Here is a 26,310-nt window from a genome sequence, read left to right on the forward strand (position 1 = left end):
GTCACCGCACGTCCCCGGCCACGCCGGCGGCCTCGGGCGCCTCGGGCGCCTCCGCGGCGTCCGGCGCCGCCACGGACCCACCGCCCGCCACGGCGCGGCCCGAGCCGACCCCGGCGAACACCTCGGGCCGGCGGCGGCGGAGGAGCTCGCCCCAGAGCAGCCCGGCGAGCCCTGCCGCCAGGATGATCGCCGGCATGACGACGGCCAGGAGGCTGGGCCCCTCGGCCCCGATGAGGACGTCGAAGTTCACCAGGACCAGCAGGAAGACCGCGCCCAGTCCCACCGCGGACAGCCCGGGGGCGATCCAGCGCACCCAGGCGGACTGCCCGTCCGGATCCCGCCGGAAGTGCCCGATGACCGCCAGGGAGGTGATGGCCAGCAGGAAGATCAGCCCGAAGGCGCCCGCGTTGACCAGCCAGGTGAACAGGGTCAGCACCGGGAAGAGCGGACCGAGCTCGGAGCCCTGTCCGGCGATCGCGAAGACCGTCACGAGCACCACGGCGAGCGCGCTCTGCGTGAGCGAGCCCGCCACCGGGGCATGGTTGCGCCGCCCGACGGCACCCAGCCACCGCGGGAGCACGCTCTCGCGGCCCAGCGAGAAGAAGTACCGGGCCACCGCGTTGTGGAAGGCGATGAGCGCGGCGAGCAGGCTGGTGATGAACAGGACCTGGGCGATGTCCGCCAGCAGCACCCCGCCGTGCTCGCCCAGGAACACGAACACGAGGTCCGGCCCGAACTCCTGGGAGGCGGCCACGATCCCGCTCGGGCCGACCCCCACGGCCAGGGCCCACGCGGAGACGGCGTAGAACACCGAGATGATCGCCACCGCCGTGAACGTGGCCCGGGGGACGGCACGCGCCGGGTCCTTGGCCTCCTCGCTGTAGATCGCGGCGGACTCGAAGCCCATGAACGCGGCGATGCCGAAGGACAGCACGGCGCCGATCCCGTAGGTGAAGAACTCGGAGGGCATCAGGGGCTGGGTGCTGAGGCCCTCGGGGGCCACGCCCAGGGAGACCACGTCGACCACGATCACCACGAGGAACTCCAGGGTGACCAGGACCGCGATGACCTTCGCGGAGAGGTCGACCCGGCTGACGCCCAGCAGTCCCACGAGGACGAGCCCGGCGAAGGCCGCCGCCCACCACGGCACCGCGAGGCCCAGGCGCGCCTCCAGGAAGGAGGACAGGACGAAGCCGAAGATCCCGTAGAGCCCGATCTGCATCGCGTTGTAGCTGATGAGGGCGAGCCAGGAGGCCCCGATGCCCTGCCGGGCGCCGAGCCCGTCGGCCACGTAGGCGTAGAAGGCGCCGGCGTTGGTGATCCGCGAGGACATCGCCCCGTAGCCCACGGCGAACAGGGCGAGGATCACCCCGAGGACGAGGAAGCCCAGGGGCACTCCCAGCAGGCCCGTCACGGCGAACGTGGACGGCACGCCGCCGGCGAGGACCGTGAGCGGCGCGGAGGCCGCGATGATGAGGAAGACCAGCGAGGGGACGGTCAGCGTCCGGCGCTCCAGGCCCGTGCTCTCGGTGAGGTGGCCGTGCTCGGCGGGCCGGCTGCGGCGGTTGGCTTCGGTGCTCACGGTTCAGCCCTCGCAGGTGCAGTCGTGGGCGGGACGGACGCCGCCGTGATCGCGGTCCGGGCCGGCGTGGGCGCCCCCCGTGGCGGGCGCCGGTGCGGAGCGGCCGACCTCGGTGTCGCAGCACCGGCCGGCGGCGGTGAGCGTGTCGGGCGGGTGGACACCCCCGAGCTCGGAGGGCGAGGTGGTGAGAGCGGTCTGCTGCACGGTGGTACTCCTTCGGCGGGAACGGATGCGACCCCGGGTGGGAACACGATCAGTGTGAGCCCGGACACACCCCTCCGCAGGGGCTCGGCCGGTTCACTGCACGCGCCGTCAACGGGCGTGCGCGGGCGGTCAAGGGGCCGCGCCCCGGGCGCCGTGGCCTACCGTGGGCCCAGGAGAAGGCCGGTGCGACGGAGAGGACAGCAGTGGAGCGCAACGACGACGCCCGGCACGCGGACCGGCGGCCGGTCGACGAGGCGGAGCAGCTCGGACTGGCGGAGGGGCTCGCGCGCCGGCTCGACCGGCCGATGGGCGTGCTGGGCGTCCTGTTCCTGTTCGTGGTGCTGGGCCAGCTGCTGGCCGAGGACCCCGGGCTCGCAGCTCTCCTCAACGTGGTCGGCTGGCTCTTCTGGGCCGTGTTCGTCGGCGAGTTCCTGCTCCGGGCGTACGTCGCCCGGTTCTCCGCCCGGTTCTGGAAGCGCAACTGGTGGCAGGTGCTGTTCCTGCTGCTGCCCTTCCTGCGCTTCGTCCGCGCCCTGCAGGCCGCCCGGCTGCTCCGGCTCACCCGGCTGACGCGGGCGGGGAGCGTGCTCTCGGCCGGGGTGCGCGGCTCGCGCTCGGCGGGGAAGCTGCTGTCCAGCCGGATCGGCTGGCTCGCGGCGGTCACCGGCGTCGTCGTGCTGGTCTCGAGCCAGCTGCTGTACGTCCTCGGCCACTACGCGGAGTACGGCCCGGCGCTCTCCGACGCGGCGATGTCCACCGTCACGGGCCGGGAGCTCGGGGCGCAGGGCGGCTTCCCCCGGGTGCTGGAGGTGGTGCTGGCGCTCTACTCGGTGGCGGTCTTCGCCACCCTGGCCGGCTCGGTCGGGGCGTACTTCCTCCGGGGCGAGGCCGCGGCCGGCGCCGGGACCGACTCCGGGTCTGAATCCGAGTCCGGGGCCGGGTCCGAATCCGAGTCCGGGGCCGGGTGCGGGTCGAGGTCCGAAGCCGACTCCGGATCCGGGACCGGTTCCCGGTCCGGCTCAGGGACCGGGCACTATGCGGGCCGCGAGAACGCCGAGTAGGCTGGGCCCGACCGAACAGATCAGCAGGCTGTCCATCCGGTCCGGAGCGGACAGCGCTGGGAATGGAGGATCGATGAAGGCTCTGACATGGCAGGGAAAGCGCTCGGTGAGCGTCGAGGAGGTCCCGGATCCGCAGATCCAGGAGCCCACGGACGCGATCGTCCGGATCACCTCGAGCGGGATCTGCGGGTCGGACCTGCACCTGTACGAGGTGCTGGGCCCGTTCATGGACAAGGGCGACGTCGTCGGCCACGAACCGATGGGCATCGTGGAGGAGGTCGGCTCGACCGTCACGAACATCAAGGCCGGGGACCGTGTGGTGATCCCGTTCAACATCTCCTGCGGGCGCTGCTTCATGTGCAATCAGGGGCTGCAGTCGCAGTGCGAGACCACCCAGGTCCGGGAGTACAACAGCGGGTGCGCCATCTACGGCTACTCCCGCATGTACGGTTCAGTGCCGGGCGGGCAGGCGGAGTACCTGCGGGTGCCGCACGCCGACTACGGACCCATCAAGGTCCCCGAGACCGGTGAGGACGAGCGGTACCTGTACCTCTCCGACGTGGTGCCCACCGCGTGGCAGGCCGTGAAGTACGCCGCGCCCCCGGAGGGCGGCTCCCTGGCCGTGCTGGGCCTGGGACCGATCGGCCAGATGTCCGCCCGGATCGGCCGGCACCTGGGCTACCGCGTGTTCGCGGTGGACCCGGTCGCCGAGCGCCGGGCCATGGCCGAGCGCCACGGCATCGAGACGCTGGACTCCTCGGGCGAGGTGGCGGAGCGGCTGAAGGACCTCACGGACGGCCGCGGCCCGGACTCCGTGGTGGACGCGGTCGGGATGGAGGCGCACGGCTCCCCCGTGGCCGGGCTGGCCCACGCGGCGGTGGGGCTGCTGCCGTCCCCGCTGGGCCGCAAGGCGATGGAGACGGCCGGGGTGGACAAGCTCGACGCCGTTCACACCGCCATCGACGCCGTCCGGCGCGGCGGCACGATCTCGCTCAGCGGCGTGTACGGCGGCACCAAGAGCCCGCTGCCGCTGCTGACGATGTTCGACAAGCAGCTCCAGATGCGCATGGGCCAGTGCAACGTGAAGCGCTGGATCGATGACCTGCTCCCGCTCGTGGACGACCCGTCGGACCCGCTGGGCGTCCTCGACCTGGCGACCCACCAGGTGCCGCTGGCGCAGGCGCCGGAGATGTACGAGAAGTTCCAGAAGAAGGAGGACGGCTGCATCAAGGTGGTGCTCAAGCCGTAGCCCCGCCCACCGCGGACGTGCCGCCGGCCCCCGCCCCTCGAGAGGGACGGGGGCCGGCGCGCGCTCGGCCGACCGCGCTCAGCCGACCGTGATGTGCACCCGCGCCGGGCGCAGGGCGTCGAGATCGCCGTCCAGGGCCAGGGCGGGCGTGGACGAGCCGAGGGCGGCGTCCGGGACGCCGTGCACCGCCATGCGCAGGGCGAGCTCCGTGATCAGCCACGGGGTGGTGCCGTAGCCGGGGTTGCCCTGCGCCTCCAGCACGGCGGGGAAGCTGCTCCCCTCGTGGGTGGTGAACGCGCCGCGGGTCGTCCACGACCAGCCGGTGCGCACGTCGCCCACCGGCCCCGTCCCGACCTGCGGCAGGACCCGCGCCAGGACGCCGGCGAGCCGCGCGCGCACCGGGTGCGGCAGACCGGCGGCGAGCCCGGCGAGCGCCTGGAAGACGGCCACCGCCTCCGCCGCGACGAAGCGCCCGGCTCCTCGGAGCCCGCCCGAGCGGCCCACGGCCATGGCCTCGCGGAAGGCCACGGGGTGGGCGGCGGCCCCCGGAACGGGGCTGAGGGCCTGGGTGCGGTGCACCACCGGGGGGTTGATCGCCGCGAGCGGGCTCATGGGCGCGAGCACCCGGCCCTCGGCGGTCCGGGCGCGCAGGCGCAGCGGGCTGAAGGCGCGGACGGCGTCGGGATCCGCGGCGGTCCCGCTGCCCGGCGCGGGGTCCGGCAGCCGGGCGGCGACGTCCCCGGTGCGCGCGGGATCGGGGTCCCGCAGCACCTCGACGAGGCTCTGCACGGTCCCGCCCGAGACCGACTCCGAGAAGCCGGCTCCCGGCGGGGTGCGCACGGAGGTCACGAGGTCCGCGGTGCGCAGGGTCTCGCCCCGGGCGGCGGCGTGCCGGCGGGCGGCGTCGACGAGGACGTCGGCGGGCAGGGCCTCGAAGCCCGCCGTGTGCACCAGGGCGACCCCGGCGGCCCGCGCCGTCTCGTGCAGGTCCCGGTCCGTCCGGTGGACCAGCTGGGCCTCGCCCGTCACGTCGACGTAGTGGGTGCCCTCCGCGAGGCACGCGGCGAGCACCGGGGGCGCCAGCCGCGTGTAGGGCCCGGCGAGGTCGACGAGCACGTCGACCCGGCGGACGAACGCGCGCAGGGACTCGGGGTCCGCGATGTCGGCGTGCACGACCTCGGGGACGGGGAGGTCCCGTTCGGCGCACAGGGCGCGCACGCGCTCGGGGTCCCGGGCGCCGACGACGACGTCCGCTCCCGCCTCGGGCGCCCGCGCCAGGAGATGGGCCAGCGCCACGCGCCCGGTGATGCCGGTGGCGCCCAGGAGGCCCACGACGGGCCGGGAGTTCCGATGGGGTTCCATCCGGCCACTCTAGGGGACCGGTCGGTCCGCCGGCCGGGACCGGGGACGCCCTGGACACCGCACCGCCCCTGGTGGCGGTCAGGTCCGGGGCCTACCGTGGTGGTCGAGGACCCGCGTCCGCGACCCGGGCTCCTCGACCGACCTCCTCGCCCCGAGCCCTTCGTCCCGTGGCACTCGAGAAAGGCCCCGCCGTGACCGCCTCTCCTTCCTCCCCCGCCGGCGCCCGCCGCACCGATCCCCGGCCCACCACCGCGGACCGCGTCCGTCAGGTCGTGGTCACCGTCAGCGAGATCGCGTGCCTCCTGGGCACCCTCGTGGGGATCGGCATCTTCGGCACCCGGGTCGAGGAGTCCTCCGGCGGCAGCCTCTCCGCGGACGCCACGCTGCTCGCACCGGCCGGCACGGCGTTCTCGATCTGGTCGGTGATCTACCTGGGGCTGTTCGCCTACACCGTCTGGCAGTGGCTGCCGTCGCGGACCACCGACCCCCGGGCCCGGGCCACGGGCTGGCTCGCGGCGGCGTCCATGCTCCTCAACGCCGGCTGGCTGCTGGTCACGCAGCAGGGCTGGATCTGGGCCAGCGTCGGGGTCATCGTCGCCCTGGTCCTGGTCCTGGGTCTGCTGGTGGACCGCCTGACGCGCGTTCCGGGCCGGCGCGGCCCGCTGGACCTCGTCGTGGTGGACGGCACCTTCGGGCTGTACCTGGGCTGGGTGTCCGTGGCGACGGCGGCCAACGTGGCGGCCGCCCTCGTGGCGTCGGGCGTGCCGCAGGAGGGACGGGGCGCCGAGTGGATCGGCGTCGTCGTCGTGCTCGTGCTCGCCGCGGTCGTCGCGGCCGTCCAGCGGCGGGTCGGCGGCCGCTGGGCCGTGGCGGCCGCCTCCGCGTGGGGGCTGTCCTGGATCGCGGTCGGCCGGGCCACGGACGAGCCGCGGTCCATGCTCCTGGCCTGGGGCGCGGCCGCGGCGGCCATCCTGGTGGTGCTGGCCACGGCGTCCTTCCGCCGGCGCGCCGGCGCCGATCTGCCCGCGGCCGATCAGCCGCGCAGCCGCCGGAGCGCCCGCACGGCCGCGTCCCCGTAGCCGCCGCCGAATCGGACGGCGTGCACGAGCAGCGGCGGCAGCTGGTACCACGGCACGCGGTCCTGCCAGCCGGGCGCGAGCGGGTGCTCGGCGTCGTAGGCGGCCAGGCACTCCTCGCCGAAGCCGCCGAAGAGCAGCATCATCGCGATGTCGACCTCGCGGTGTCCCCAGTACGCCGACGGGTCGATCAGCCAGTTCCGCCCGGCGGCGTCCACGAGCCGGTTCCCGGCCCACAGGTCGCCGTGCACGAGGGTGGGCGGCTCCGGCGGCCCGGCGAGCTCCTGGGCCCGCGGGGCGAGCTCCTCGAGCAGGTCAGCGGCGCGGGGGTCGATCCGGCCGGACTCGACCGCGTCCCGCAGGAGCGGACGGATCCGCCGGTCGAGCAGGAACGCCGCCCAGTCCTGGGTCGGGGACAGGTCCACCGCGAAGGACCCGATCCTCCCGGGCAGCTCGGGGTCCAGCCCCCCGAAGGCCCCGCCCTGCGCACGGTGCAGCGCCGCGAGCCCGCGCCCGCACTCCTCCTCGGTCCCCGGCGGACGCCGGCCCGGGGCCTCCTCGATCCACTCCAGGACGATGCCGTCCTCCGTCCACCGCAGGACCTCCGGCACCCCGAGGAACTGCGGGGCGTGCTCCCGCAGGGCGTGCAGGCCGGCGACCTCCGCCGCCATCATCCCGGCGGGCGGGTCCGCCATCGTCTTCACGAACAGGGATCCCTGCGCGGTCTCCAGGAAGGCCGACGCGGTGTCGCCGCCACCGAGAGGGGTGGCCCGTTCCACGCCGAGGCCGTCGGTGAGGTCCTGCGGCAGGTCGGCCGCCCGGTCGGAGGTGCTCATGCCGTCCCTTCTCCTTCTCGCTGCTCCGCTCTGCTGTTCCGCTCTGCTGCTCCGTGCTGCTCCGCGCTACTCCTCGGCACGGGCTCGGGCGCCGGCCTCGACGTCGGCCCGCGCGCGCCCCCGCACCACGGCGTCGACGGCGCGGATGAACCCGAGGTGGCTGAACGCCTGCGGAAAGTTCCCGGCGAGCCGCCCGCCGGCGGGATCGTACTCCTCCGCGTAGAGGCCGAGGTCGTTGGCGTAGCCGACGAGCTGCTCCAGGAGCTCACCGGCGTCGTCCATCCGGCCGCTGCGGGCGTACTGCTCCACGAGCCAGAACGTGCAGATGAGGAACGGGTACTCGTCCCCCTCGAGACCGTCCAGGCCGGAGGCGGTCCGGTAGCGGTGCACCAGCCCGTGCGCGCCCCGCAGGTCCCGCTCGATCCGGGCCACGGTGCCGAGCATCCGCGGGTCGTCGTAGGCAACGAAGCCCGTGTGCGGCAGCTGCAGCAGCGAGGCGTCCACCTCGGAGTTCTCGTACGTCTGCGTGAACGTGTTCAGCTCCGCGTCGAAGCCGTGCTCCATGATCTCGGCGCACAGCCGGTCCCGCAGGTCCCGCCACCGCTGCACCGGACCGGAGAGCCCGTGCTCCTCGACGGCGCGCACGCCCTGGTCGAAGGCCGCCCACATCATGGCGCGCCCGTGCACGAAGAACGCCGAGGGCCCGCGCATCTCCCAGATCCCGTGGCCGGCCCGGTCGAAGTTGCGCTCGCAGAAGAGCAGCAGGTTCTTCTGCAGTCCCCACGACCACCGGTCCTCCGCCACGCCGGCGTCCCGGAGGGCGGCGAGCGCGAGCATGACCTCCCCGACGACGTCCGCCTGGTACTGGCCCACGGCGCCGTTGCCGATCCGCACGGGGGTCGAGTCCTCGTACCCGCCGAGGTGGCCCAGCTCGCTCTCGGGCAGCCGGCGCTCCCCCGCCAGGCCGTACATGATCTGGATCTGGCCGGGGTCCCCGGCCACGGCCCGCAGCAGCCAGTTGCGCCAGTGCAGGGCGCCGTCGGTGAAGTCGTGGGCGACGAGCACCTCGATGGTCAGGGCGGCGTCCCGGAGCCAGGTGTAGCGGTAGTCCCAGTTGCGACTGCCCCCGAACTCTTCGGGCAGCGAGGTGGTGGGGGCCGCGACGATCCCTCCGGTGCCGCGGTGGGTGAGGGCCCTGAGCACGAGCAGCGAGCGCAGGACCGCCTGCTCGTGGCGCTTGTGGGTGCTCACGTGGGAGGACCACTCGGTCCAGAAGGACACCGCCCGGTCGAGGGCGACGGCGGGGTCCACGGGGGTGGGCAGGTCGTGGTGGGACTCGTACCAGGTCAGCACCCAGTCGAGGGACTCCCCCGCCGAGAGCGCGAAGCGTCCGCCGAGCCGGTCGGCGACAGCGCCCTCCTCCTCATCGGAGCGCCCCGGCTCCTCCGGGCCGGCGTCCTCGAGCGGGTCGACGCGCGGGAAGTCCTCGGGGTGCAGGATCGGCCCCGTCAGGAGCAGGGCGTCCGGACCCGCGATGGAGAGCTGCCCGCACGTGCCGTCGCCGTCGACGTCGACCCGCCGTGTCCAGGGCAGGGCGCGCCCGTAGTCGAAGCGGATCCGCAGGTCGTGCTCCACCTCGACCGTCCCCGAGACGCACTCGACCCGCCGGACGAGGTCGGCGTGGTCCGGGTGGTCGTCCCGGGCCGCCACCGGGGGCAGGAAGTCGGTCACCACGACGGTCCCGGTGGGGGTGCGCCACGTCGTCTCGAGCACGAAGGTGCGGGGGAGGTAGCGGCGCGAGGTGACCTCGCCGTCGACGGCGGAGAGCTTCCAGCGCCCGTCCTCCGGCGCGCCCAGCAGGGCCGCGAAGACGGACGGCGAGTCGAAGCGGGGGAAGCACAGCCAGTCGACGCTGCCGTCCCGGGACACGAGAGGCCCGGTGTGCAGGTCGGACAGCAGCGCGTAGTCCTCCAGGGGGGTGGACGGGGGCCGGATCGCGTCGTCGCTCATCCCCCCATTGAACCAGCCGGTGCCGTCCGGCCCGCGGACACGGCCAGATCGTGGGCGAGGACGGCGAGTTCGAGCAGCAGCCGGCCGCGCGGTTCCTGCGGACTGCACCCGGTCAGTTCCACGAGCCGGCGACTGCGGTAGATCACGGTGTTGCGGTGGCAGAACAGCTCCTCGGCCGCTGACGTCGCCGAACCGCTGTGCCGCAGCAGCGCCCGCAGCGTGTCCAGCAGCGTGGTGCGCTGGTGGGCCGGCAGGGCGAGGACGGGGGACAGGACGTGCTCGACGATCATCGAGCCCACCTCCGGGCCGGTCTCGAGCAGCAGCTCCGGCAGGCGGGCCGAGGCCCACACGAGCTGCCGCGTCCCGGCCGGCAGGGTGGCGGCGGCCCGGGCGGCCAGTCGGAAGGCGGTCGCGGTGTCCGCCATGCCCTGCCTGGCCAGGGCGACACCCACCCGGCCCTCGACGGCAGGGCGCAGCAGGTCGCTCAACCACGCCTCGTCGGCGCCCTGCATGGCGACCACTCCGTAGAGCGCGCCGTCCCGCACGCCCCACCGGGAGGTCCCGCCCATCCGCTCGACCCGGTCCTCCGGGTGGTGCAGAGGCTCGCTGTGCGGGTCCTCCATCACAGCGACGACGCAGGCGACCGAGGCGTCGGCGCGGATCCCGAGGATCTGCTCGGCCTGTCCGGCGAACTCCGGATCGGCGGCCCGGCCCTCGAGCAGCCCCGCCAGGTAGTTCTCCTGCCGGCGCAGGTCCCGAAGCTCCCGCCGCGAGGTCTCGCGCCGGTAGGCCTCGCTCATGACCTCGCTCTGCACGCCGAGGTCGTGCCACAGCCGGTGGCCGGCGGCGACGAGCTCCTCGGCGGTGATCTCCGCCCGGCCGTCGCGCACCCGGTCGGTCATCGCTTCCCAGAGCAGCAGGTTGCCGGTGGTGTAGGCGGACAGCACCGCCTCCAGCGGGACGCCCTGACGGGCCCGCTCGATTCCCGTGGCACGCCAGACGTCGACCGCACGGGCCACGCCTCCGTCATCGTCCGCGCGTCCGGCGAGGGTGCGCAGACCTCGGCCGACGTGCTCCCGGGTGCTCCGGCGCAGCAGCGCCTGCAGCTCCGGGGTGGACCAGCCGCCACCGGCCGGGCTCTTGGCGAGCAGCACGGCGGTGATCCCGTCGGCGATCCGGTCGACGTCCTCCAGCATCCCCGTCCAGGCGCGGCGCAGCCGGTCCTGCCCGCCCCGCTGCGCCGGACCGTGTGCCTCGCTGTGCTCCATCGCTCTACGATCGCACGCAGTGCACAGTCCGGACCACGGCACGGCGCCCGTTGCACAACGATTCTTGTGCGCCGTGCCCATGTACCCGCTGTGATCCGAGGCACAGGATGGGGCTCTGAGCGATGATGCCCGCCCGATCCCAGGAGCACCCCATGACCCAGACCGCCACCGCCCCCCGGTCCTCCGTGCTGGAGGATCACGACATCTACCGGCTCGACGCCCGCCTCACCGCGGAGGAGGTCGCGATCCGCGACAAGGTCCGCGCCTTCGTCGACGAGGAGGTCCGGCCCGTCATCAACGACTACTGGGAGCGGGCGGAGTTCCCTTTCGAGCTGGTCCCGAAGCTCGCGGAGCTCGGTGTGGCCGGCACGGTCATCCAGGGCCACGGCTGCCCGGGGATGAGCCGGATGGCCGGCGCCCAGGTCTCGCTGGAACTGGCCCGCGGCGACGGCTCGATCAACACCTTCTTCGGGGTGCACTCCGGCCTGGCCATGGGCTCGATCAACGCCATGGGCTCCGAGGAGCAGAAGCAGCGGTGGCTGCCGGCCATGGCCCGGTTCGAGCGGATCGGGGCGTTCGCGCTCACCGAGCCGAACCACGGCTCCGACTCCGTGGCCCTCGAGACGACCGCCCGCCGCGAGGGGGACACCTGGGTGCTCGACGGCGCGAAGCGGTGGATCGGCAACGCCTCCTACGCCCACGTGGTGGTCGTCTACGCCCGGGACGCCGAGGACGGCCAGGTGAAGGCCTTCGTCCTGGAGCGCGAGCCGGACGAGGAGTTCCCCGCCGGGTTCCGGCCCACGGTGATCACCGGCAAGATCGGCAAGCGCGCGATCCTGCAGCCGGACATCGTCATCGAGGGCCTGCGCATCCCCGAGGCGAACCGTCTCCAGCACTGCGACTCCTTCAAGGACGTCAACAAGGTCCTCAACGCCACCCGCGGCGGCGTGGCGTGGGAGGCGCTCGGACACGCCGTCGCCGCCTACGAGATCGCCGTCCGGTACGCGGGCGAGCGCCTGCAGTTCGGGCGGACGATCGGCAGCTACCAGCTCGTGCAGAACAACCTCGCGAACATGCTCGCCGAGACCACTGCGATCAAGCTGATCTGCTTCCGGCTCGTCGAGCTCCAGGACGAGGGCGCCCTCACGGGCCCCATGGCCTCCCTCGCCAAGCTCACCGCGGCGAAGAAGGCCCGCTGGGTGGTCTCGACCGCCCGCGACATCCTGGGCGGCAACGGGCTCCTGCTCGAGAACGAGGTCGCGCGCCACCTCACCGACATGGAGGTGGTCTACACGTACGAGGGCACCGACTCCATGCAGTCCCTCATCGTCGGCCGGGCGATCACCGGCGTCTCGGCCTTCGCCTGATCAGCCGCACCAGCACCGCACCCGCACCCGCACCCGCACCCGCCACCACCGGAAGGAACACCATGCCCGAAGCTGTCATCGTCTCCGCCGTCCGCTCCCCCATCGGCCGCGCCCGGAAGGGCTCCCTGCGCGAGATGCGCGCCGACGACATGGCGGCCCAGATGGTCCGCGCGGCCCTGGCCGAGGTCCCCGCGCTGGACCCCTCGGAGATCGACGACCTGATCCTGGGCTGCGGGGTCCCCGAGGCGGAGTCCGGCCAGAACCTCGGCCGCGTCGTGGCCGTCCGCGCCGGCCTCGACGACGTCCCGGGGACCACGATCACCCGCTTCTGCTCCTCCAGCCTGCAGACCACCCGGATGGCGATGCACGCCATCCGGGCCGGCGAGGGGGACGTGTTCGTCTCGGCCGGGGTGGAGGCCACGAGCCGCCTCGGCCGGGGCCGCTCGGACGAGGACACGCGCAACCCGTACTTCCGGGAGGCCTGGGAGCGCTCCGCCCGCCGGGCGGCGGGCGGAGCCGGGACCTGGCAGGACCCCCGCGCCGACGGCGGGGTCCCGGACATCTACATCGCCATGGGCCAGACCGCGGAGAACGTGGCGCAGCTGCGCGGCGTGTCCCGGCAGGCGCAGGACGCCTACGCGGTGCGCTCGCAGAACCGCGCGGAGCAGGCCCGGGACTCCGGGTTCTGGGACCGGGAGATCGCCCCCCTCACGCTGCCGGACGGCACGCGCGTGACGCAGGACGACAGCCCCCGGGCCGGCACCACCCTCGAGGCGGTCTCCCAGCTGAGCCCGGTGTTCCGCCCCGACGGCACGGTCACCGCCGGCAACGCGTGCCCCATGAACGACGGCGCCGCCGCGCTCGTGGTCATGAGCGACACCCGGGCGAAGGAGCTCGGGCTCACCCCGCTCGCCCGCATCGTCTCGACCGGGCTGACCGCGCTCTCGCCCGAGATCATGGGCATGGGCCCCGTCGAGGCGTCCCGGCAGGCGCTCGCCCGGGCCGGGATGAGCATCGGCGACGTGGACCTCGTCGAGCTCAACGAGGCCTTCGCGGCCCAGGTGCTGCCGTCCGCCGAGGATCTCGGCGTCCCGGAGGACAGGCTCAACGTCAACGGCGGGGCCATCGCGCTCGGCCACCCGTGGGGCATGACCGGCGCCCGGATCACGGCCACGCTGCTGAACTCCCTGCGACAGCACGACAAGCAGATCGGTCTGGAGACGATGTGCGTGGGCGGCGGTCAGGGCATGGCCATGATCGTGGAACGGCTCTCGTGAACGACACCGCAGGCCACCGCGGCCGACGCCTCCTGGATCACGGGCCGCTCCCTCGTGCTCGACGGCAGGTCCGGGCTCACCGGCCCGCTCTGACAGCACCGCACCCGCTCGACCACCTCGCCCCACGTGACGCACCTCGACCCACCTGACCCACCTGACCCACCGGAGGAACCATGACCACGAACCAGCGCACCGCCGTCGTCACCGGCGCGGCCCGCGGCATCGGTGCCGCGCTCGCTCAGCGGCTCGCCGCCGACGGGATGGCCGTCGCGGCCGTCGACCTCTCCGCGGACGCGTGCTCCGACGTCGTCGGCGCGATCCGCTCGGCCGGGGGAACGGCCCGGGCCTACGCCGCGGACGTCGCCGACGAGACCTCCGTCACCGAGCTCGTCGACTCCGTGGCCGCCGAGCTGGGCCCGCCCACCGTCCTCGTCAACAACGCCGGCGTGCTGCGGGACAACCTGCTGTTCCGGATGAGCGCCGACGACTGGGACACCGTGATGAACGTGCACCTGCGCGGCCACTTCCTCATGTCCCGCGCCGTGCAGGCGCACATGACCGAGCAGGGCTGGGGCCGGATCGTGAACATCTCCTCCACCTCGGCCCTGGGCAACCGCGGCCAGGCCAACTACGCCGCCGCCAAGGCCGGGATCCAGGGCTTCACGAAGACCCTGGCGATCGAGCTCGGGAAGTTCGGCGTCACGGTCAACGCCATCGCGCCGGGGCTCATCGAGACCGCGATGACGCGGGCGACCGCCGAGCGCATGGGCGTGGGCTACGAACAGTTCGTGGAGAACGCCGCCCGGCAGATCCCCGTCGCCCGGACGGGCACGCCGGAGGACATCGCCGCGGCGGCGTCCTTCTTCGTGCGCGAGGACGCGTCGTTCGTCTCCGGCCAGGTGCTCTACGTCGCCGGCGGCCCCCGCGCCTGACCCCCCTTCCCTTCCGACCGCAGGAGACACCACGATGCAGAACTTCACCGGGATCGACGACTACGCCGGGGCGCTGGGCGCGCACCTCGGCCACAGCGAGTGGCGGACGGTCACGCAGGAGCAGGTGGACCTCTTCGCCGAGGCCACCGACGACCACCAGTGGATCCACACGGACCCGGAGCGCGCGCGGTCCGGTCCCTTCGGGGGACCCATCGCGCACGGATTCCTCACCCTCTCGCTGCTCCCCGCTCTGCTGCGGGAGGTCTACCGCGTCGAGGGCCTGTCGATGGTCGTCAACTACGGCTCCAACAAGGTCCGCTTCCCCCGCCCGGTGCCGGTCGGCTGCCGGGTCCGGGCCGGCGCGGAGCTGATCGAGCTCGAACGGGGCCCGCAGGGAGCGCAGTCCACCGTCCGGGTCACGGTCGAGGTCGAGGACAGCGACAAGCCCGCCTGCGTCGCCGAGATCGTCTCGTTGCTGCGCAGCTGAGCCGGTCCGCCCCCAGAACGCCGGGAGATCGCCCCGCCGGCGAGCGCCCGAGAAGGAGAGATCCATGAGCTTCAACCTGTCCGTGATGCTGCGCGAGACGGCCGCGACCTCCCCCGGGAGGACCTGCATGGTGCTCGGGGAGCGGCGCTGGACCTTCCGGGAGGTCGACGCCGCGGCGGACCTCGTGGCCGCGAACCTCCGGGCCCTCGGCCTGGAACCCGGCGCCACGATCGGCGTCCAGCTCCCGAACGTCCCGCAGTTCCTCTTCGCCTACTACGGCCTCGTCCGCGCCGGCTACGTCATGGTGCCCATGAACCCGCTGCTGACCGCGCGGGAGATGGCCTTCCAGCTGAGGAACTCGGACTGCCGGCTGCTCGTGACCACAGACCTGGTGGCGGTTGAGGCCCTCGAGGCGGCCCGCGAGACCGGCGACGTCGCGGTGTACGTGGTCGACACCGGGTCGAGGTCGCGGCCCGAGGGCACCGCCGACTTCGCCGAGCTCCTCGCCCCCCGCGCCCCCGTGGAGGCGGCGACGACGAACGCGGACGACACCGCGGTGATCATCTACACGAGCGGGACCACCGGCACCCCCAAGGGCGCCGAGCTCACCCACTTCGGGATCTACATGAACTCGACCGCGTCGACCGAGCGCGTGGGGATCGGCCCCGACGACACGACGCTGGCCATCCTGCCGTTCTTCCACGTGTACGGGCTCACGAGCGTGCTCAACATCGCGGTGCGCTTCGGCGTTCCCATGGTCCTGCTCCCCCGCTTCGCCCCGGCCGCGGCCATGGACCTCATCGAGCAGCACCGGGTGGTGCGCTTCTCCGCCGTGCCCACCATGCTGATCGCCATGCTCGAGGCCGGCACCGCCGGGCGGGACCTGTCCAGCGTGGAGCGCGTCACCTCGGGCGGCGCCGCGCTGCCGGGCGAGACGCTGCACCGTTTCGAGGCGGAGTTCCCGAACGCGACGGTGCTCGAGGGCTACGGCCTGTCGGAGTCCACGAGCTCCGTCTCGGTCAACGTCTCCCGGGAGGAGCGCAGGCCGCTGTCGATCGGCAGACCCCTGTGGGGCACCGAGTGCCGTGTCGTGGGCGCCGACGACGAGGTGCTGCCGCGGGGTCCGGAGCACGTGGGCGAGCTGCTCTACCGCGGTCCGACGATCATGAAGGGCTACTACCGGGATCCGGTGGCCACGGCCGCCGCTCTGCGTGATGGCTGGCTGCGGACCGGGGACATGGGCTGGATGGACGAGGACGGCTTCGTCTTCGTCGTCGACCGCAAGAAGGAGCTCATCATCCGCGGCGGGTACAACGTCTACCCCCGCGAGGTCGAGGAGGTCATCGCCGCGCACCCCGCCGTCTCGGAGGTCGCGGTCGTCGGCAGGCCCCACCCCCGGCACGGTCAGGAGATCGTGGCGGTGATCAGCGCCCGGCCGGGCACGAGCGTGACCTCCGAGGAGATCGTCGAGCACGCGAAGCGCTCCCTCGCCGCCTACAAGTACCCACGGGAGGTGCACGTCGTCGGGGACCTGCCGAAGACGGCCACTGGCAAGATCCTCAAGCGGGAGATCGCGCGGGACGTCACCGCCGGGACCACGCAGCAGGTCTGAGCGCCCGGTCCCGGGGTACCGTGCTGACATGACGAGCATCAGGACCCTGATCATCCTCGGCGCCACCGGCGACCTCACGTCCCGCCTGCTCCTACCGGGCCTGGGCACGCTCCTGAGCTCCGCACCGGAGCTGCGGATCGACGTCGTCGGCTCCTCGCGCGAGCCCGCGGAGGGCTGGGAACAGGTCGTGGCGGAGGCCTTCGACTCCGTCGGCGCGTCCGGACCCGCCGCCGCGCACACGCGGGAGAGCGCCCGCTACGTGGCGGGCGACGTCACCGACGCCGGGGACCTCGAGCGCCTGCTCGACGCCGTGGAGGGCCCCGTGTGCCTGTACTTCGCCCTGCCCCCTGCGGTCACCGCGAAGGCGTGCGAGGTCATGGCCGGGCTGGAGCTGCCGGAGGACCTGGTCCTGGCCCTCGAGAAGCCGATCGGCTCCGACACGGAGACCGCCGGGGAGCTGAACCGGCTCGTGGGCCGGCTCGTCCCGGAGGAGCGGACCTTCCGGGTGGACCACTTCCTGGGCATGCCGGCGGTGCTCAACTTCGTGGGGCTGCGCTTCGCCAACCGGCTGCTGGAGCCGCTCATGAGCCGGGAGCACGTCGAGTCCGTGGAGATCGTCTTCGACGAGACCCTGGGCCTCGAGGGCCGCGCGGGGTTCTACGACGCCACGGGGGCGCTGCGGGACATGGTCCAGTCCCACCTGCTGCAGGTCATGGCCCTGGTCATGATGGAACCGCCGTCCTCGTTCGACCAGGTGGAGATCCCCACCCTCACCAGCCACGTGCTGCGGGCCGCGAAGCTCTGGGAGGGCGACGTCGAGAGGGCCGCGACCCGGGGCCGCTACACCGCCGGCAGCGTGGAGGGCCGTGCCCTGCCCGACTACACGGCCGAGGAGGGGGTGGACCCGGAGCGCGGGACGGAGACGTTCGCGCAGGTGGTCCTCGAGGTCGACACGTGGCGCTGGAACGGCGTGCCGGTCACGCTGCGCTCGGGCAAGGCGGTGGGCAACCCCCGCCAGGAGATCGCCGTCACGTTCCGCCGTCCGCCGCACGACTACGAGCAGCTGCCCCGCTCCGGGGACGTCGCGCCGAACGTCCTGCGGATGGGCCTCGAGGAGGAGCAGCTGAGCCTGGAGCTGAACGTGGGCGGCCCCTTCGACTCCCGCGGGATGACGCGGGTGACGCTCTCGTCCGGGATGGCCCGGCCGGGCCTGACCGCCTACGGCAGCGTGCTGCGGGGCATCCTGGAGGGCGACCACACCTTCAGTGTCCGCGGGGACGCGGCGGAGCAGGGGTGGCGCATCGTCGAGGAGGTGCTGGCCGCCTTCGAGGACGGCCGGGTCCCGCTGCTCGAGTACCCGGCCGGCAGCTCCGGCCCGGTCTGAGGGGTGGCGCCGGCCGGAGCGCGGCCGGCGCCGCAGCGCGCCGTCGTCGGGATCCCCGTCGGGCTCCGCGCCCGGGCCCCCGCCGAGCGCTCCGCCCGGATCCCCGGCGAGCTCCCGCCCGCGCCCCCCTGCCGAGCGCTCCGCCCGGGCCCCCGCCGGAGCTCCCTGCCCGGATCCCCGTCGAGATCCCGCCCGGCTCCCCCGCCGAGATCCGGCGGGGGGCCGGGCTGACCGCGGGGTCGTCCCGGCCCCCCAGGGGTCAGAGGTCGCCGATCGCGGAGCCGAGCAGGCGGACCGGCTCGAAGGCCTCCGCGTTGGTGTTCTTCGCCTGCGCCCCGCGGAAGGCCGCCATCCCGCGGACCCGCCCGGGGGTCATGTACGGCTTGCCGGCCTGGTCCCGGTGCGAGAGCACGGCCTCGACCTTGACGTCCACGTAGCCGTCGATGTCCACGAACACGGACGGGTCGAAGTCGCGGGTCACCGACGGGGACTCGAAGCACAGGATCGAGTGGTGGGCCCTCGCCGCGCGCAGGGTGGCCTGGTGCACCGCGTAGTGGTCCTGGTGCTGGTCGTGGGCGGAGTGGGTGAAGATCACGTCCGGCTCGAACTCCCGGATCGCGGCCTCGATGGCCCGGACCATGTCGTTGCTGACGGTCTCGAGCTTCGTGTCCGGGAAGTCGTGCACCCGCAGCCCCGAGAGCCCCAGGAACGAGGCCCCGCGCTGGGCCTCGGCCGGACGCAGCCCCGCGTTGCCGCCGACCTCGCCGGAGCTCATGACCAGGCCGCGGACCTCGTGACCGGTGTCCACCAGCTTGGCCAGGGTCGCCCCGCAGGCGAGCTCGAGGTCGTCCGGGTGCGCCCCCACGGCCAGCACCCTCCGGCGCTCGACCACGGTGGTGGCGGGGATCCGCCGCTCGGCGATGACGAAGCCGAAGGTTCCGGTGGCGACCAGGGTCGCCACCGCGATCGCGTCGCAGACCAGGGTCACGGGCATGATGGTGGCGCACCACAGGTTGAGCAGCAGCAGCACCGAGTAGACGATGACGATGGCCCGGCGCAGCGTCCTGGCGCCGGCGATGAACCGCTTGTGTCGCGTGTAGGCGGCGTTCGACAGGACGTAGACGAGGACGACGGTGCTCAGCAGAGCACCCACGACGGATGGCAGCATGTTTCCCCCCAGAGAAGATCGGCCCGGCCCGGATGCTCCTTCGCTCCGGGTCGCGGACGCCACCGGCCCCCCGACCGGTTCGACGTCCGCCCGTCCGCGGTGGTGGCCACCGAAGGAACGGGTATGGATCAGTTTGCATGAGGAAACAGCTTTTTGCATCTGTTAATGGGCGTTCGGGCGACCCCACATCCGCCCACAGGCACGCCCTCCTGCCCGGCGGGGACGGAGGAGGTCTCCGGGCCGCTGTCGGCGAACTCCCCTGATTTTTTAGTCAGCCTGCTTTTCTGTTCGTGTGGATCGTGTGAGACTGGGGCTTCGAGCACCACATCCGAACGAGCTAACGAAAGAGGTTGTCCCATGCTCAGCACGCTCCAGGACTTCGGCATCCGCAGCGAGCACGCCTACACGGCGGGCTTCGTGTCCATCGGCCTGTCCTTCGCCTCCTGGGCGATCGACCTCGGCAAGTCCAAGGACAAGGCCCAGGCCGACCGCTGGGGTCTGTTCGTGGGCGAGTGGGCCCCGACCTTCTTCGCCCTCGGCGTCGCCCTGAAGCTCGAGGAGACGACCGGCGGCAAGAAGAAGTAGTCACCGGGCACCCTCAGCACCACGGCGGTCCGCCTCCCGCAGGGGAGGCGGACCGCCGTCACGTCCGGGGGCGGATCAGTGCCCGGGCCGGGGCAGGTCCTTCACGGCGGGACCCTCGAGCAGGGAGCCGTCCGCGGCGAACCGGGATCCGTGCAGAGGGCAGTCCCACGAGCGCTCGGCGTCGTTCCAGCGCAGCACACCGCCGAGGTGCGTGCAGACACCGGAGACCTTGCAGGTGGTGCCCTCGACGGTGGACACGGCCACGGGGCGGCCGTGCTCGCGGCCGACGACGCCCTGCCCCTCCGCGGGCGCCCCGCCCGGCAGCTCCTTGAGCTCGGCCTTGAGCCAGTCCTTGGGTGCGTTGAGGCCCACGCCGGCGTTCACACGAAGGGCGGTGAGGATGTCCGACGGCGAGGTCACGCGCCGGCCCAGCGTCTCGGCCCACGGCACGCTGCCGCCGAGGATCTCGGCGTTCAGCGCGATCGCGGCGGCGACGGCGTTGCTCATCCCCCACTTGTTGTAGCCGGTGGCGAGGTAGATGTGGCCGCCGCCGCGGGGCAGCGTGCCGATGAAAGGAATGAGGTTGATCGACTGGTAGTCCTGCGCCGCCCACGCGTGGGTGCGCTCGGCCCCGGGGAACCAGCGCTGCGTCCAGGACTCGAGGTCGTCCACGGCGACCTGCTGGGAGGCCGAGCGTCCCACCACGTGGTCGTTGCCGCCCACCAGCAGCAGCTCCTCCCCGCCGACCGGGACGGTGCGCAGCGTGCGGGTGGGGCTGTCGGCGGTGATGTACATGCCCTCCGGGATGGACCCCGGCGCCCCGGGGACCCGGTAGGTCATGGCGTAGGAGCGGTTCGGGGAGAGCTTCGCGAAGTACCCGCCGCGGTCCAGGACCGGGGTGCCCGTGGCGAGCACGAGCCGGTCGGCGCGCACCGATCCCTGTGAGGTCTGCACGGTCAGGGGCGAGCGGACGCCGGCGCCGGTGATCCGAACGCCCTCCACGAGCGTCCCGCCGAGCTCCCGCAGCTCGGCGGCGAGGGCGCCGAGCACTTCCATGGGGTGGAACTGGACCTGCTCCGGCATCGTGATGGCACCGGAGACCTTGTAGGGGAGGCCGGTGTCCCGGGTCCAGTTCACGTGCAGACCGGCGACACGGGCGGCCTCGAGCTCCTTGCGCAGGGTGGAAGCGCCCTTGGAGGTCGTGGCGTAGGTGTAGGCGGCGCGGCGCTGGAACGGGACCCCTCGCTCCTCGAGGAACCGGACCAGCCAGTCCATGCCCTCGCGGTTCCCGTCCACGTAGGCGCGCAGCACCTTGTCCGACTGGTGCCGGTGGATCTGGGAGAGCGTGGTGCCCTGCAGCAGGGACAGCTTCGCCGTCGTGTTGCCCGTGGTGACGGCCCCCACGGTGCGGGCCTCGAGCACGGCGACCCGCTGGCCCGCACGGGCGAGCAGCACCGCGGTGGTCAGTCCGGTCAGCCCGGCACCCGCGACGACGGTGTCGTAGTGCGCCCCCGGGACGAACTGGTCCGTCGCGGTGGACGGCACCTCGTACGTGTCGAGCCATACGGATCTCATGGAGGAACTCCCTCGGGGTCGCTGCTGCCGGAGTGGTCGTCGTGGTCGGACCGTGATGCCATCCTCCCGGCCGTCAGGTGCGAAGTCCACTGTCCATTTCCGGGGGCTTGACCGGGAGGACTCCGCGAGCCGGCTGTCGGAGGCGGTTCCTAGACTCGTCGCCATGCCCCCGGAACCGTCCATGGTCGACATCACCCGCATCTACTACGAGCCGGCCGCCGCCGAGCTGCCCCGGGGGCGCGAGGTCCTCGAGCGGTGGCCGGACGCCACCCTGGTGGAGGTGCCGAGCCACTGGCAGATCCCGGAGCTGCACGGGGACGAGACCAACGCCCGGCGGTGGGTGCGGATCAAGCGCGAGGCGCTGGTCCTGGGGGTCAAGAAGTCGCTGGCGGCGCGCCCCAACGGCCGGTCGGCGGACTTCATCGCGCCGTCCACGGCGAACGGGTGCGCCATGGCGTGCGCCTACTGCTACGTGCCCCGCCGGAAGGGCTACAGCAACCCGGTGACGGTCTTCGCCAACATCGAGCAGATCACCGGCTACCTGGACCGGCACATCCGCCGCCAGGGCACCAAGCCGGAGCCCAACCAGTGCGATCCGGACGCGTGGGTCTACGACCTCGGGGAGAACAGTGACTGCTCGGTGGACGCGCTGCTCAGCGAGAACGTGCACGACCTCGTGGACCTGTTCCGCCGCCATCCCACGGCCAAGGCGTCCTTCGCCACGAAGTACGTCAACCGGGACCTGCTGGACTGGGACCCGCAGGGACGGACGCGGGTGCGGTTCTCGCTGATGCCGGCGCACCTGGCCAAGCTGACGGACATCCGGACCACCCCGGTGCCGGAGCGGATCGCCGCCGTCGACGAGTTCGTGGCGGCCGGGTACGAGGTGCACGTGAACTTCTCGCCGGTGATCGTCACGGACACCTGGCTGGCGGACTGGGCCGAGCTGTTCGACCAACTCGACGACGGCCTGAGCACGGCGGCCAAGGAGCAGCTGGCCTCGGAGGTCATCTTCCTGACCCACAACGAGCAGCTCCACGAGGTGAACACGCAGTGGCACCCCAAGGCCGAGGAGGTGCTGTGGCGCCCGGATCTCCAGGAGACCAAGCGCTCCCAGAACGGGGCCCTGAACGTGCGGTACCGGTTCCGGGACAAGCAGCGGTACCTGGAGCAGTTCCTGGACCTGCTGCACGAGAAGCTGCCGTACTGCGCCGTCCGCTACGCGTTCTGATGCGGTGCCCAGCCCGCTTCCCGGGCCGGCGCTCCAGAGTCATGCCACCCGGGGGTCGTAGCCGTCCGACGGCCGGGAGACCGTGGTCAGCAGGAACACCGAGTCCTCCAGCGCCTCCACCGAGTGGCGGGAGTCGGTGAGGGACAGCAGCTCGCCGGCGGTGAGCTCCTCGGCGAGCTGACCGCGCTTGAGCACCCGGACCCGGCCGTGGAGCAACTGGAGGGTGGCGGCGGGCGGGGAGACGTGCTCGGCGAGCTCCTTGCCGGCGCACAGGGCCATCACCGTCTGCCGCAGCACGCCGTCGTGGACCACGAGCTCCGCGCTGCGCCCGGTTCCCGACGCGCGCGCCTTCTCGAGATTGACGGTGGCGAGGTCGTCGAGGCGGGTCATGGGTCCTCCTGGTGGAGCGTCGGCGGTGCGGGGTTCAGAGCAGCGCGCCCTCGAGGCGCAGCAGGTACTCCTTGCGTTCCATGCCGCCGGCGTAGCCGGTGAGCCGCCCGTCGGCGCCGATGATCCGGTGGCACGGGACCAGCAGGCTGACGGGGTTGCGGCCGTTGGCGGCGCCGACCGCCTGGGCGGCCCGGGGCACCCCGATCGTGCGGGCGACCTGCCCGTAGGTGCCGGTCGTGCCGTAGGGGATCTGCGCGAGGGCGTGCCACACGCGCACCTGGAACGGCGTCCCGTGGAGCACGACGTCGGCGTCGAACTCCTGCAGCCGACCCGCGAAGTACTCGCCGAGCTGTTCGCGGACGTGCGGGAGCAGGCTGTCGTCGCGTGCTCCGAAGGAGGTGGGGACCGGACCCTGGCGTGCTCCCTCCACCGAGAGCGCCACGAGCGCCCCGGCCTCCTCGACGAGAGCCAGCGGGCCGATGGGCGACTCCACGACGGCGTGACGACGGACGGTCGCGGTGGTGGGTGCCGGGCCCAGTCTCAGTCCCATGGGCCGATTCTACGCCCGGTGCAGCTGCTCCCGCGGAGTGCGGGCCAGGGTGTAGGACGGCTCCCGCAACCGGTACGTCCACCCGTAGTTCTCCGCGCCCGTGGGGACGTTGAGCAGGGGGTCGAAGCGTTCGTCGTCCCCGAACGGCGCGCCAGGAGCGAGCTCGACCGTCCCGAAGCGCTGCCACGGCCCGAGGGGTGTGGCCCAGTGCAGGCCGAGGACCCACGGCTCGGCGGCGACCGCTGCCCGGAAGCGGTCGGAGCGGGCCGGCAGGCGCTCCGCCCGCGGCTCGGGGTGCGCGGCGACCAGCACGGGGCCGCCGAGGCCGCGGTAGGGCATGAAGGAGGCGAACGCACCGTCCGGCACGTACCGGTGGAAGGTCGGGACGAAGCGGGACAACCGCCCGCTGCCGGCGGTCGCGAGGAGGATGTCGGCGCGGCCGCCGCTGCGCCCCTCCATCTGCCCGGAGGGCGGCACGGGACAGCGCAGGGCGAGGCCCAGGATGTCGGGCCACCCTTGGGGGAAGCCGAAGGAGCGGGAGAAACGGGCCCGCACGGGGTCCTCACCGGCCTCGTCGATCCAGTGGATGCCGCTGCTGCCGCCACCGGTCCGGGTCAGGACGCCTTCGAGGCCGACACCCTCCGAGTGGATGGGCCGGTGGGCCCGGAACTGCTTGAGCAGGAAGAACGGCGCGCGGGCAGCGGACCCGAGCAGGGTGCTGATGGGTGCGGTCGTCATGTCCCACACGCTACCCGGGGGCTCGTGTCCCGCTCAGCGGAGTCGGACACGGATCGGCCCTCTTGCCGTCCGGCCGTCGACCGTGCGGCCCTGCTGGGTGATGTCCACGAGCCCCTCGTCGGCCAACCGGTAGGCCTCCTGACGCACGTCCTCCATCAGGTCCCGCCAGCCGTCCGGGGCCAGAGCGCGGGCGGCCTCGGAGGGGCAGACGGTCTTCTCGGGCCCGCGGCGCTGGACCAGGTCGAGCAGCACCGAGCGCATCTCGGCGGGCGACGGGGTGGTCACGGGCGGCTCCTCTCCGTGCGGGTCCGGCCCAAGGCGCGTCCGATCAGGGTTGCGCTCGATCCGTGCCGGGTCCGACTCCAGGATGTCAGAACGGCGGCGGGTCAGCGGCCGGACCGGAGCGAGGCCGGGGTGCGGAGTCCGGAACGGGGTCCGGAGCGGGGTCCGGAGCGGGGTCCGGAGCGGGGTCCGGAGCGGGGTCCGGAGCGGGGTCCGGCGCGGGGTCCGCGACACCGTACGCTACGCAGTCCGGAGAACGGTGCGGAGCGGTGTCTGGAGCGGGGTACGGAGCAAGGTGCGGAGCACGGCGCAGACGGGGGTCCGTAGCCGTGTCACGGTGCTCCTCCGGATAGGTCCGATGGACCTGCCCTGCGGGAGAGGTCCATTCCAGCACGCCGTGCTGGTGCAGCGACCTCGCCCCTCCGGATTCCTCGGCGACAGGATTCGCGCGCCCCGGTCGCAGGACCCCCGGGCCCGGACGGCCGGGCTCCACGCACCCGGACTCCACGCGCCCGGGTTCCAGGTGTCCGTACTCGGGGTGCGCGGGCTGCGGGTGCCCCGGCTCCAGGCGCTCGGGCGCCACGTGCTCCACCCGCCACCGGCCCAGCGGGCCGTCCCGGTGCTTGAGGAGATGATGGTGCCGGCACAGGTGCGCGAGGTTGTCCGCCGAGGTCCGGCCGCCGTCGGCCCAGGCGATGGTGTGGTCGAGGTCGCAGCGCGACGCCCGACGCCGGCAGCCCGGGAAGCGGCACGTGCCGTCCCGGGCCCGCAGGCGGTGCTTGAGGTCCGCGGGCACGGCATACGTGCTTCGGTCCCGGTCCAGGACGGTTCCGGTGACGGGGTGGGTGAGGATCCGGGACCAGGACGGCGCTCGAGCCGCGATCCGCTCGGCCAGGCTGACCGGGATGGGCCCGTAGCCCTCCAGCTCCGCACAGCGGGAGGTCCACGGCGGGCCCTCGGGAGAGCCGGTGAGCACCTCCGCCGGGTTCCGGAGGAGTGCGAGAGCGGGCACGGTGACCGTCACGTGCCCGCGGATGCCGCGCAGATGATCCGGCAGATCGGCGGGCTCGCCGTCGAGCAGGAGGTCCGCCAGCACGTCGGCCCGCAGCTGGGGCGCCGTGCGGTGCTCCGGAGAACCGGTGGCGAGATCGGACGGCCCGTCGTCCGCCGCCTCCGACGGCGCCGGCGACGCGGCGGGCGACGCCGAGGTCAGAGCCTGCGCTGCACAGACTCCGGCCGGGACCGCGGGGGCATGGGCCGGGGCTGCGGGGGCAGCACGATCGACCAGCGTGTCGAGGCGGTCCTGGATGGCGTGCGCGGTGGCTGCGTCCAAGAGGGCGCACAGCTGTGCCATGCCGTCCTCCCGGGGTTCGACCCACACGCGACGGTCCTGCAGCGCCAGCCGGTGGCGCTGTTCCTCGGTCTCCCGGAGCAGACCAGCGCGGCGTCGACGTGCCAGAGCGCGCAGCTGGGCCACGGTGCTGTCCGGCGCCCGCAGGAGCAGCTCGTCGACGATCCGGCGGACGCCCTCGACCGGCGCCTGCAGCTCCGGCGGGAGACTGCCGGCGTCCCAGACGAGCTCGCGCCACAGCTCGATGAGCACGCCCGCCTGCCGGGCGCCCATCAGGCCCTGCTCCAGCGACTCCAGGACCTCCGGCAAGGACTCGGCGAGCAGCACGGCGTCCTCGACACGGCGCAGCGCGGTGCCCGCGGGAAGCCGGAGGGCCGGGCCGATCTCGTCGGCCACGTCCCGCACCGTCTGCTCGTCGGGCTCGAGGGAGTACGGGCCCAGCCGGTCCGCCCCGGGACGCATCCAGAGCGCCTCCACCATCCAGCGCTGCTCCCGGGCCTCCTCCTGGAGCTGCCAGAGCCGGTGGAGCAGCCGGTACTGGCGCCCCGCCGCCCGGGCCTCCGCGCAGGACTCCTCGACCAGTGCCCGGACGCCGTCGGAGAACTCCTCGCCGATCTCGGCCAGGTCCGTCTCCTCCCGGAGGGCGTCCTCCAGGCTTCGCGGCGGAACAGCGGTGGCGGCCATGGTTCATGGTCCCAACCGGCTCCGACACGCTAAGACGTGACCTGGACCA

24 protein-coding genes are annotated in these 26,310 nt (G+C 73.3%); 11 read left to right on the forward strand and 13 right to left on the reverse strand.

Annotated features, from left to right (window positions below; all coding sequences use genetic code 11):
* Position 1 precedes the first annotated feature (1 nt).
* Together Q0817_RS13560 and Q0817_RS13565 are read right to left on the reverse strand one after the other, a co-directional pair.
* Positions 2-1,582 (reverse strand): APC family permease, encoded by a 1,581-nt coding sequence (locus Q0817_RS13560; RefSeq protein ID WP_298589074.1) that lies wholly within the window; start codon positions 1,580-1,582, stop codon positions 2-4.
* A 3-nt stretch (positions 1,583-1,585) separates the two neighbouring features.
* A complete protein-coding gene (locus Q0817_RS13565; RefSeq protein WP_298589077.1) occupies positions 1,586-1,786 on the reverse strand; it encodes a hypothetical protein in 201 nt (66 codons plus the stop codon).
* A 203-nt stretch (positions 1,787-1,989) separates the two neighbouring features.
* On the opposite strand from Q0817_RS13565, the gene Q0817_RS13570 reads away from it, so the two are divergent.
* Together Q0817_RS13570 and Q0817_RS13575 are read left to right on the forward strand one after the other, a co-directional pair.
* Positions 1,990-2,847, forward strand: coding sequence for a hypothetical protein (locus Q0817_RS13570; protein WP_298589080.1), 858 nt, complete (start codon positions 1,990-1,992; stop codon positions 2,845-2,847).
* A gap of 73 nt (positions 2,848-2,920) precedes the next feature.
* A complete protein-coding gene (locus Q0817_RS13575; RefSeq protein WP_298589083.1) occupies positions 2,921-4,096 on the forward strand; it encodes a zinc-dependent alcohol dehydrogenase in 1,176 nt (391 codons plus the stop codon).
* 78 nt (positions 4,097-4,174) lie between these two features.
* Here the strand turns inward: Q0817_RS13575 and Q0817_RS13580 are convergent, their stop codons facing one another.
* Positions 4,175-5,458, reverse strand: coding sequence for a saccharopine dehydrogenase NADP-binding domain-containing protein (locus Q0817_RS13580; protein ID WP_298589086.1), 1,284 nt, complete (start codon positions 5,456-5,458; stop codon positions 4,175-4,177).
* 191 nt (positions 5,459-5,649) lie between these two features.
* Between Q0817_RS13580 and Q0817_RS13585 the strand changes: the two genes are divergently transcribed.
* Positions 5,650-6,537 carry a tryptophan-rich sensory protein gene (locus tag Q0817_RS13585; protein ID WP_298589089.1) on the forward strand — a complete coding sequence of 296 codons (888 nt, stop codon included), beginning with the start codon at positions 5,650-5,652 and terminating at the stop codon, positions 6,535-6,537.
* On the opposite strand, the gene Q0817_RS13590 is transcribed toward Q0817_RS13585, so the two are convergent.
* From Q0817_RS13590 to Q0817_RS13600, 3 genes are all read right to left on the reverse strand, one after another.
* On the reverse strand, positions 6,492-7,370 hold the full coding sequence (locus Q0817_RS13590; protein ID WP_298589094.1) for a fructosamine kinase family protein: 879 nt from the start codon (positions 7,368-7,370) through the stop codon (positions 6,492-6,494). The genes Q0817_RS13585 and Q0817_RS13590 overlap by 46 nt on opposite strands.
* Before the next feature lie 66 nt (positions 7,371-7,436).
* Positions 7,437-9,380, reverse strand: coding sequence for a glycoside hydrolase family 15 protein (locus Q0817_RS13595; RefSeq protein ID WP_298589095.1), 1,944 nt, complete (start codon positions 9,378-9,380; stop codon positions 7,437-7,439).
* Entirely contained in the window at positions 9,377-10,648 is a 1,272-nt protein-coding gene (locus Q0817_RS13600) for a CdaR family transcriptional regulator (RefSeq protein WP_298589096.1), read from the reverse strand. Before Q0817_RS13600 ends, Q0817_RS13595 begins: the two co-directional genes overlap by 4 nt.
* A 152-nt stretch (positions 10,649-10,800) precedes the next feature.
* On the opposite strand from Q0817_RS13600, the gene Q0817_RS13605 reads away from it, so the two are divergent.
* The 6 genes from Q0817_RS13605 (at position 10,801) to Q0817_RS13630 (ending at position 17,707) form a co-directional block, all read left to right on the forward strand.
* Positions 10,801-12,015, forward strand: a complete 1,215-nt coding sequence (locus Q0817_RS13605; RefSeq protein ID WP_298589097.1) for an acyl-CoA dehydrogenase family protein — start codon at positions 10,801-10,803, stop codon at positions 12,013-12,015.
* A 62-nt stretch (positions 12,016-12,077) separates the two neighbouring features.
* Positions 12,078-13,292 (forward strand): acetyl-CoA C-acetyltransferase, encoded by a 1,215-nt coding sequence (locus tag Q0817_RS13610; protein ID WP_298589098.1) that lies wholly within the window; start codon positions 12,078-12,080, stop codon positions 13,290-13,292.
* A gap of 173 nt (positions 13,293-13,465) precedes the next feature.
* Positions 13,466-14,224, forward strand: coding sequence for a 3-oxoacyl-ACP reductase FabG (gene fabG, locus Q0817_RS13615; RefSeq protein WP_298589099.1), 759 nt, complete (start codon positions 13,466-13,468; stop codon positions 14,222-14,224).
* 34 nt (positions 14,225-14,258) lie between these two features.
* Positions 14,259-14,711 carry a MaoC family dehydratase gene (locus tag Q0817_RS13620; protein ID WP_298589100.1) on the forward strand — a complete coding sequence of 151 codons (453 nt, stop codon included), beginning with the start codon at positions 14,259-14,261 and terminating at the stop codon, positions 14,709-14,711.
* 64 nt (positions 14,712-14,775) lie between these two features.
* Entirely contained in the window at positions 14,776-16,323 is a 1,548-nt protein-coding gene (locus tag Q0817_RS13625) for an AMP-binding protein (protein ID WP_298589102.1), read from the forward strand.
* A 28-nt stretch (positions 16,324-16,351) separates the two neighbouring features.
* Positions 16,352-17,707 (forward strand): glucose-6-phosphate dehydrogenase, encoded by a 1,356-nt coding sequence (locus Q0817_RS13630; protein ID WP_298589104.1) that lies wholly within the window; start codon positions 16,352-16,354, stop codon positions 17,705-17,707.
* Between the two features lie 259 nt (positions 17,708-17,966).
* Here the strand turns inward: Q0817_RS13630 and Q0817_RS13635 are convergent, their stop codons facing one another.
* Positions 17,967-18,875 (reverse strand): PIG-L deacetylase family protein, encoded by a 909-nt coding sequence (locus Q0817_RS13635; protein WP_298589106.1) that lies wholly within the window; start codon positions 18,873-18,875, stop codon positions 17,967-17,969.
* 357 nt (positions 18,876-19,232) lie between these two features.
* Between Q0817_RS13635 and Q0817_RS13640 the strand changes: the two genes are divergently transcribed.
* Entirely contained in the window at positions 19,233-19,460 is a 228-nt protein-coding gene (locus Q0817_RS13640; protein WP_298589108.1) for a hypothetical protein, read from the forward strand.
* A 75-nt stretch (positions 19,461-19,535) separates the two neighbouring features.
* On the opposite strand, the gene Q0817_RS13645 is transcribed toward Q0817_RS13640, so the two are convergent.
* Complete coding sequence (locus Q0817_RS13645; protein ID WP_298589109.1) at positions 19,536-21,035, reverse strand: FAD-dependent oxidoreductase; 1,500 nt, start codon at positions 21,033-21,035, stop codon at positions 19,536-19,538.
* 163 nt (positions 21,036-21,198) lie between these two features.
* Between Q0817_RS13645 and Q0817_RS13650 the strand changes: the two genes are divergently transcribed.
* A complete protein-coding gene (locus Q0817_RS13650) occupies positions 21,199-22,266 on the forward strand; it encodes a spore photoproduct lyase family protein (RefSeq protein WP_298589111.1) in 1,068 nt (355 codons plus the stop codon).
* A 39-nt stretch (positions 22,267-22,305) separates the two neighbouring features.
* On the opposite strand, the gene Q0817_RS13655 is transcribed toward Q0817_RS13650, so the two are convergent.
* From Q0817_RS13655 to Q0817_RS13675, 5 genes are all read right to left on the reverse strand, one after another.
* The gene (locus Q0817_RS13655; RefSeq protein WP_298589112.1) at positions 22,306-22,656 is read right to left on the reverse strand and encodes a cupin; all 351 of its coding nucleotides are present in this window, start codon (positions 22,654-22,656) and stop codon (positions 22,306-22,308) included.
* A 34-nt stretch (positions 22,657-22,690) separates the two neighbouring features.
* A complete protein-coding gene (locus Q0817_RS13660) occupies positions 22,691-23,206 on the reverse strand; it encodes a methylated-DNA--[protein]-cysteine S-methyltransferase (protein ID WP_298589113.1) in 516 nt (171 codons plus the stop codon).
* Between the two features lie 9 nt (positions 23,207-23,215).
* Positions 23,216-23,944 (reverse strand): hypothetical protein, encoded by a 729-nt coding sequence (locus Q0817_RS13665; protein WP_298589115.1) that lies wholly within the window; start codon positions 23,942-23,944, stop codon positions 23,216-23,218.
* 33 nt (positions 23,945-23,977) lie between these two features.
* A complete protein-coding gene (locus tag Q0817_RS13670) occupies positions 23,978-24,229 on the reverse strand; it encodes a DUF3253 domain-containing protein (RefSeq protein ID WP_298589127.1) in 252 nt (83 codons plus the stop codon).
* Between the two features lie 85 nt (positions 24,230-24,314).
* Positions 24,315-26,261: an HNH endonuclease signature motif containing protein gene (locus Q0817_RS13675; RefSeq protein WP_298589130.1), complete on the reverse strand. Its 1,947-nt coding sequence runs from the start codon at positions 26,259-26,261 to the stop codon at positions 24,315-24,317.
* Positions 26,262-26,310 lie beyond the last annotated feature (49 nt).

This window comes from uncultured Kocuria sp., from assembly GCF_947500125.1.
Lineage (GTDB): Bacteria > Actinomycetota > Actinomycetes > Actinomycetales > Micrococcaceae > Kocuria.

Excerpts from the sequence above, each read along its gene's own strand:
- Q0817_RS13575 (WP_298589083.1), top strand. The coding sequence starts at position 2,921 with ATGAAGGCTCTGACATGGCAGGGAAAGCGCTCGGTGAGCGTCGAGGAG.
- Q0817_RS13580 (WP_298589086.1), bottom strand. The coding sequence starts at position 5,458 with ATGGAACCCCATCGGAACTCCCGGCCCGTCGTGGGCCTCCTGGGCGCC.
- Q0817_RS13590 (WP_298589094.1), bottom strand. The coding sequence starts at position 7,370 with ATGAGCACCTCCGACCGGGCGGCCGACCTGCCGCAGGACCTCACCGAC.
- Q0817_RS13595 (WP_298589095.1), bottom strand. The coding sequence starts at position 9,380 with ATGAGCGACGACGCGATCCGGCCCCCGTCCACCCCCCTGGAGGACTAC.
- Q0817_RS13600 (WP_298589096.1), bottom strand. The coding sequence starts at position 10,648 with ATGGAGCACAGCGAGGCACACGGTCCGGCGCAGCGGGGCGGGCAGGAC.
- Q0817_RS13605 (WP_298589097.1), top strand. The coding sequence starts at position 10,801 with ATGACCCAGACCGCCACCGCCCCCCGGTCCTCCGTGCTGGAGGATCAC.
- Q0817_RS13610 (WP_298589098.1), top strand. The coding sequence starts at position 12,078 with ATGCCCGAAGCTGTCATCGTCTCCGCCGTCCGCTCCCCCATCGGCCGC.
- fabG (WP_298589099.1), top strand. The coding sequence starts at position 13,466 with ATGACCACGAACCAGCGCACCGCCGTCGTCACCGGCGCGGCCCGCGGC.
- Q0817_RS13620 (WP_298589100.1), top strand. The coding sequence starts at position 14,259 with ATGCAGAACTTCACCGGGATCGACGACTACGCCGGGGCGCTGGGCGCG.
- Q0817_RS13625 (WP_298589102.1), top strand. The coding sequence starts at position 14,776 with ATGAGCTTCAACCTGTCCGTGATGCTGCGCGAGACGGCCGCGACCTCC.
- Q0817_RS13630 (WP_298589104.1), top strand. The coding sequence starts at position 16,352 with ATGACGAGCATCAGGACCCTGATCATCCTCGGCGCCACCGGCGACCTC.
- Q0817_RS13635 (WP_298589106.1), bottom strand. The coding sequence starts at position 18,875 with ATGCTGCCATCCGTCGTGGGTGCTCTGCTGAGCACCGTCGTCCTCGTC.
- Q0817_RS13640 (WP_298589108.1), top strand. The coding sequence starts at position 19,233 with ATGCTCAGCACGCTCCAGGACTTCGGCATCCGCAGCGAGCACGCCTAC.
- Q0817_RS13645 (WP_298589109.1), bottom strand. The coding sequence starts at position 21,035 with ATGAGATCCGTATGGCTCGACACGTACGAGGTGCCGTCCACCGCGACG.
- Q0817_RS13650 (WP_298589111.1), top strand. The coding sequence starts at position 21,199 with ATGCCCCCGGAACCGTCCATGGTCGACATCACCCGCATCTACTACGAG.
- Q0817_RS13655 (WP_298589112.1), bottom strand. The coding sequence starts at position 22,656 with ATGACCCGCCTCGACGACCTCGCCACCGTCAATCTCGAGAAGGCGCGC.
- Q0817_RS13660 (WP_298589113.1), bottom strand. The coding sequence starts at position 23,206 with ATGGGACTGAGACTGGGCCCGGCACCCACCACCGCGACCGTCCGTCGT.
- Q0817_RS13665 (WP_298589115.1), bottom strand. The coding sequence starts at position 23,944 with ATGACGACCGCACCCATCAGCACCCTGCTCGGGTCCGCTGCCCGCGCG.
- Q0817_RS13675 (WP_298589130.1), bottom strand. The coding sequence starts at position 26,261 with ATGGCCGCCACCGCTGTTCCGCCGCGAAGCCTGGAGGACGCCCTCCGG.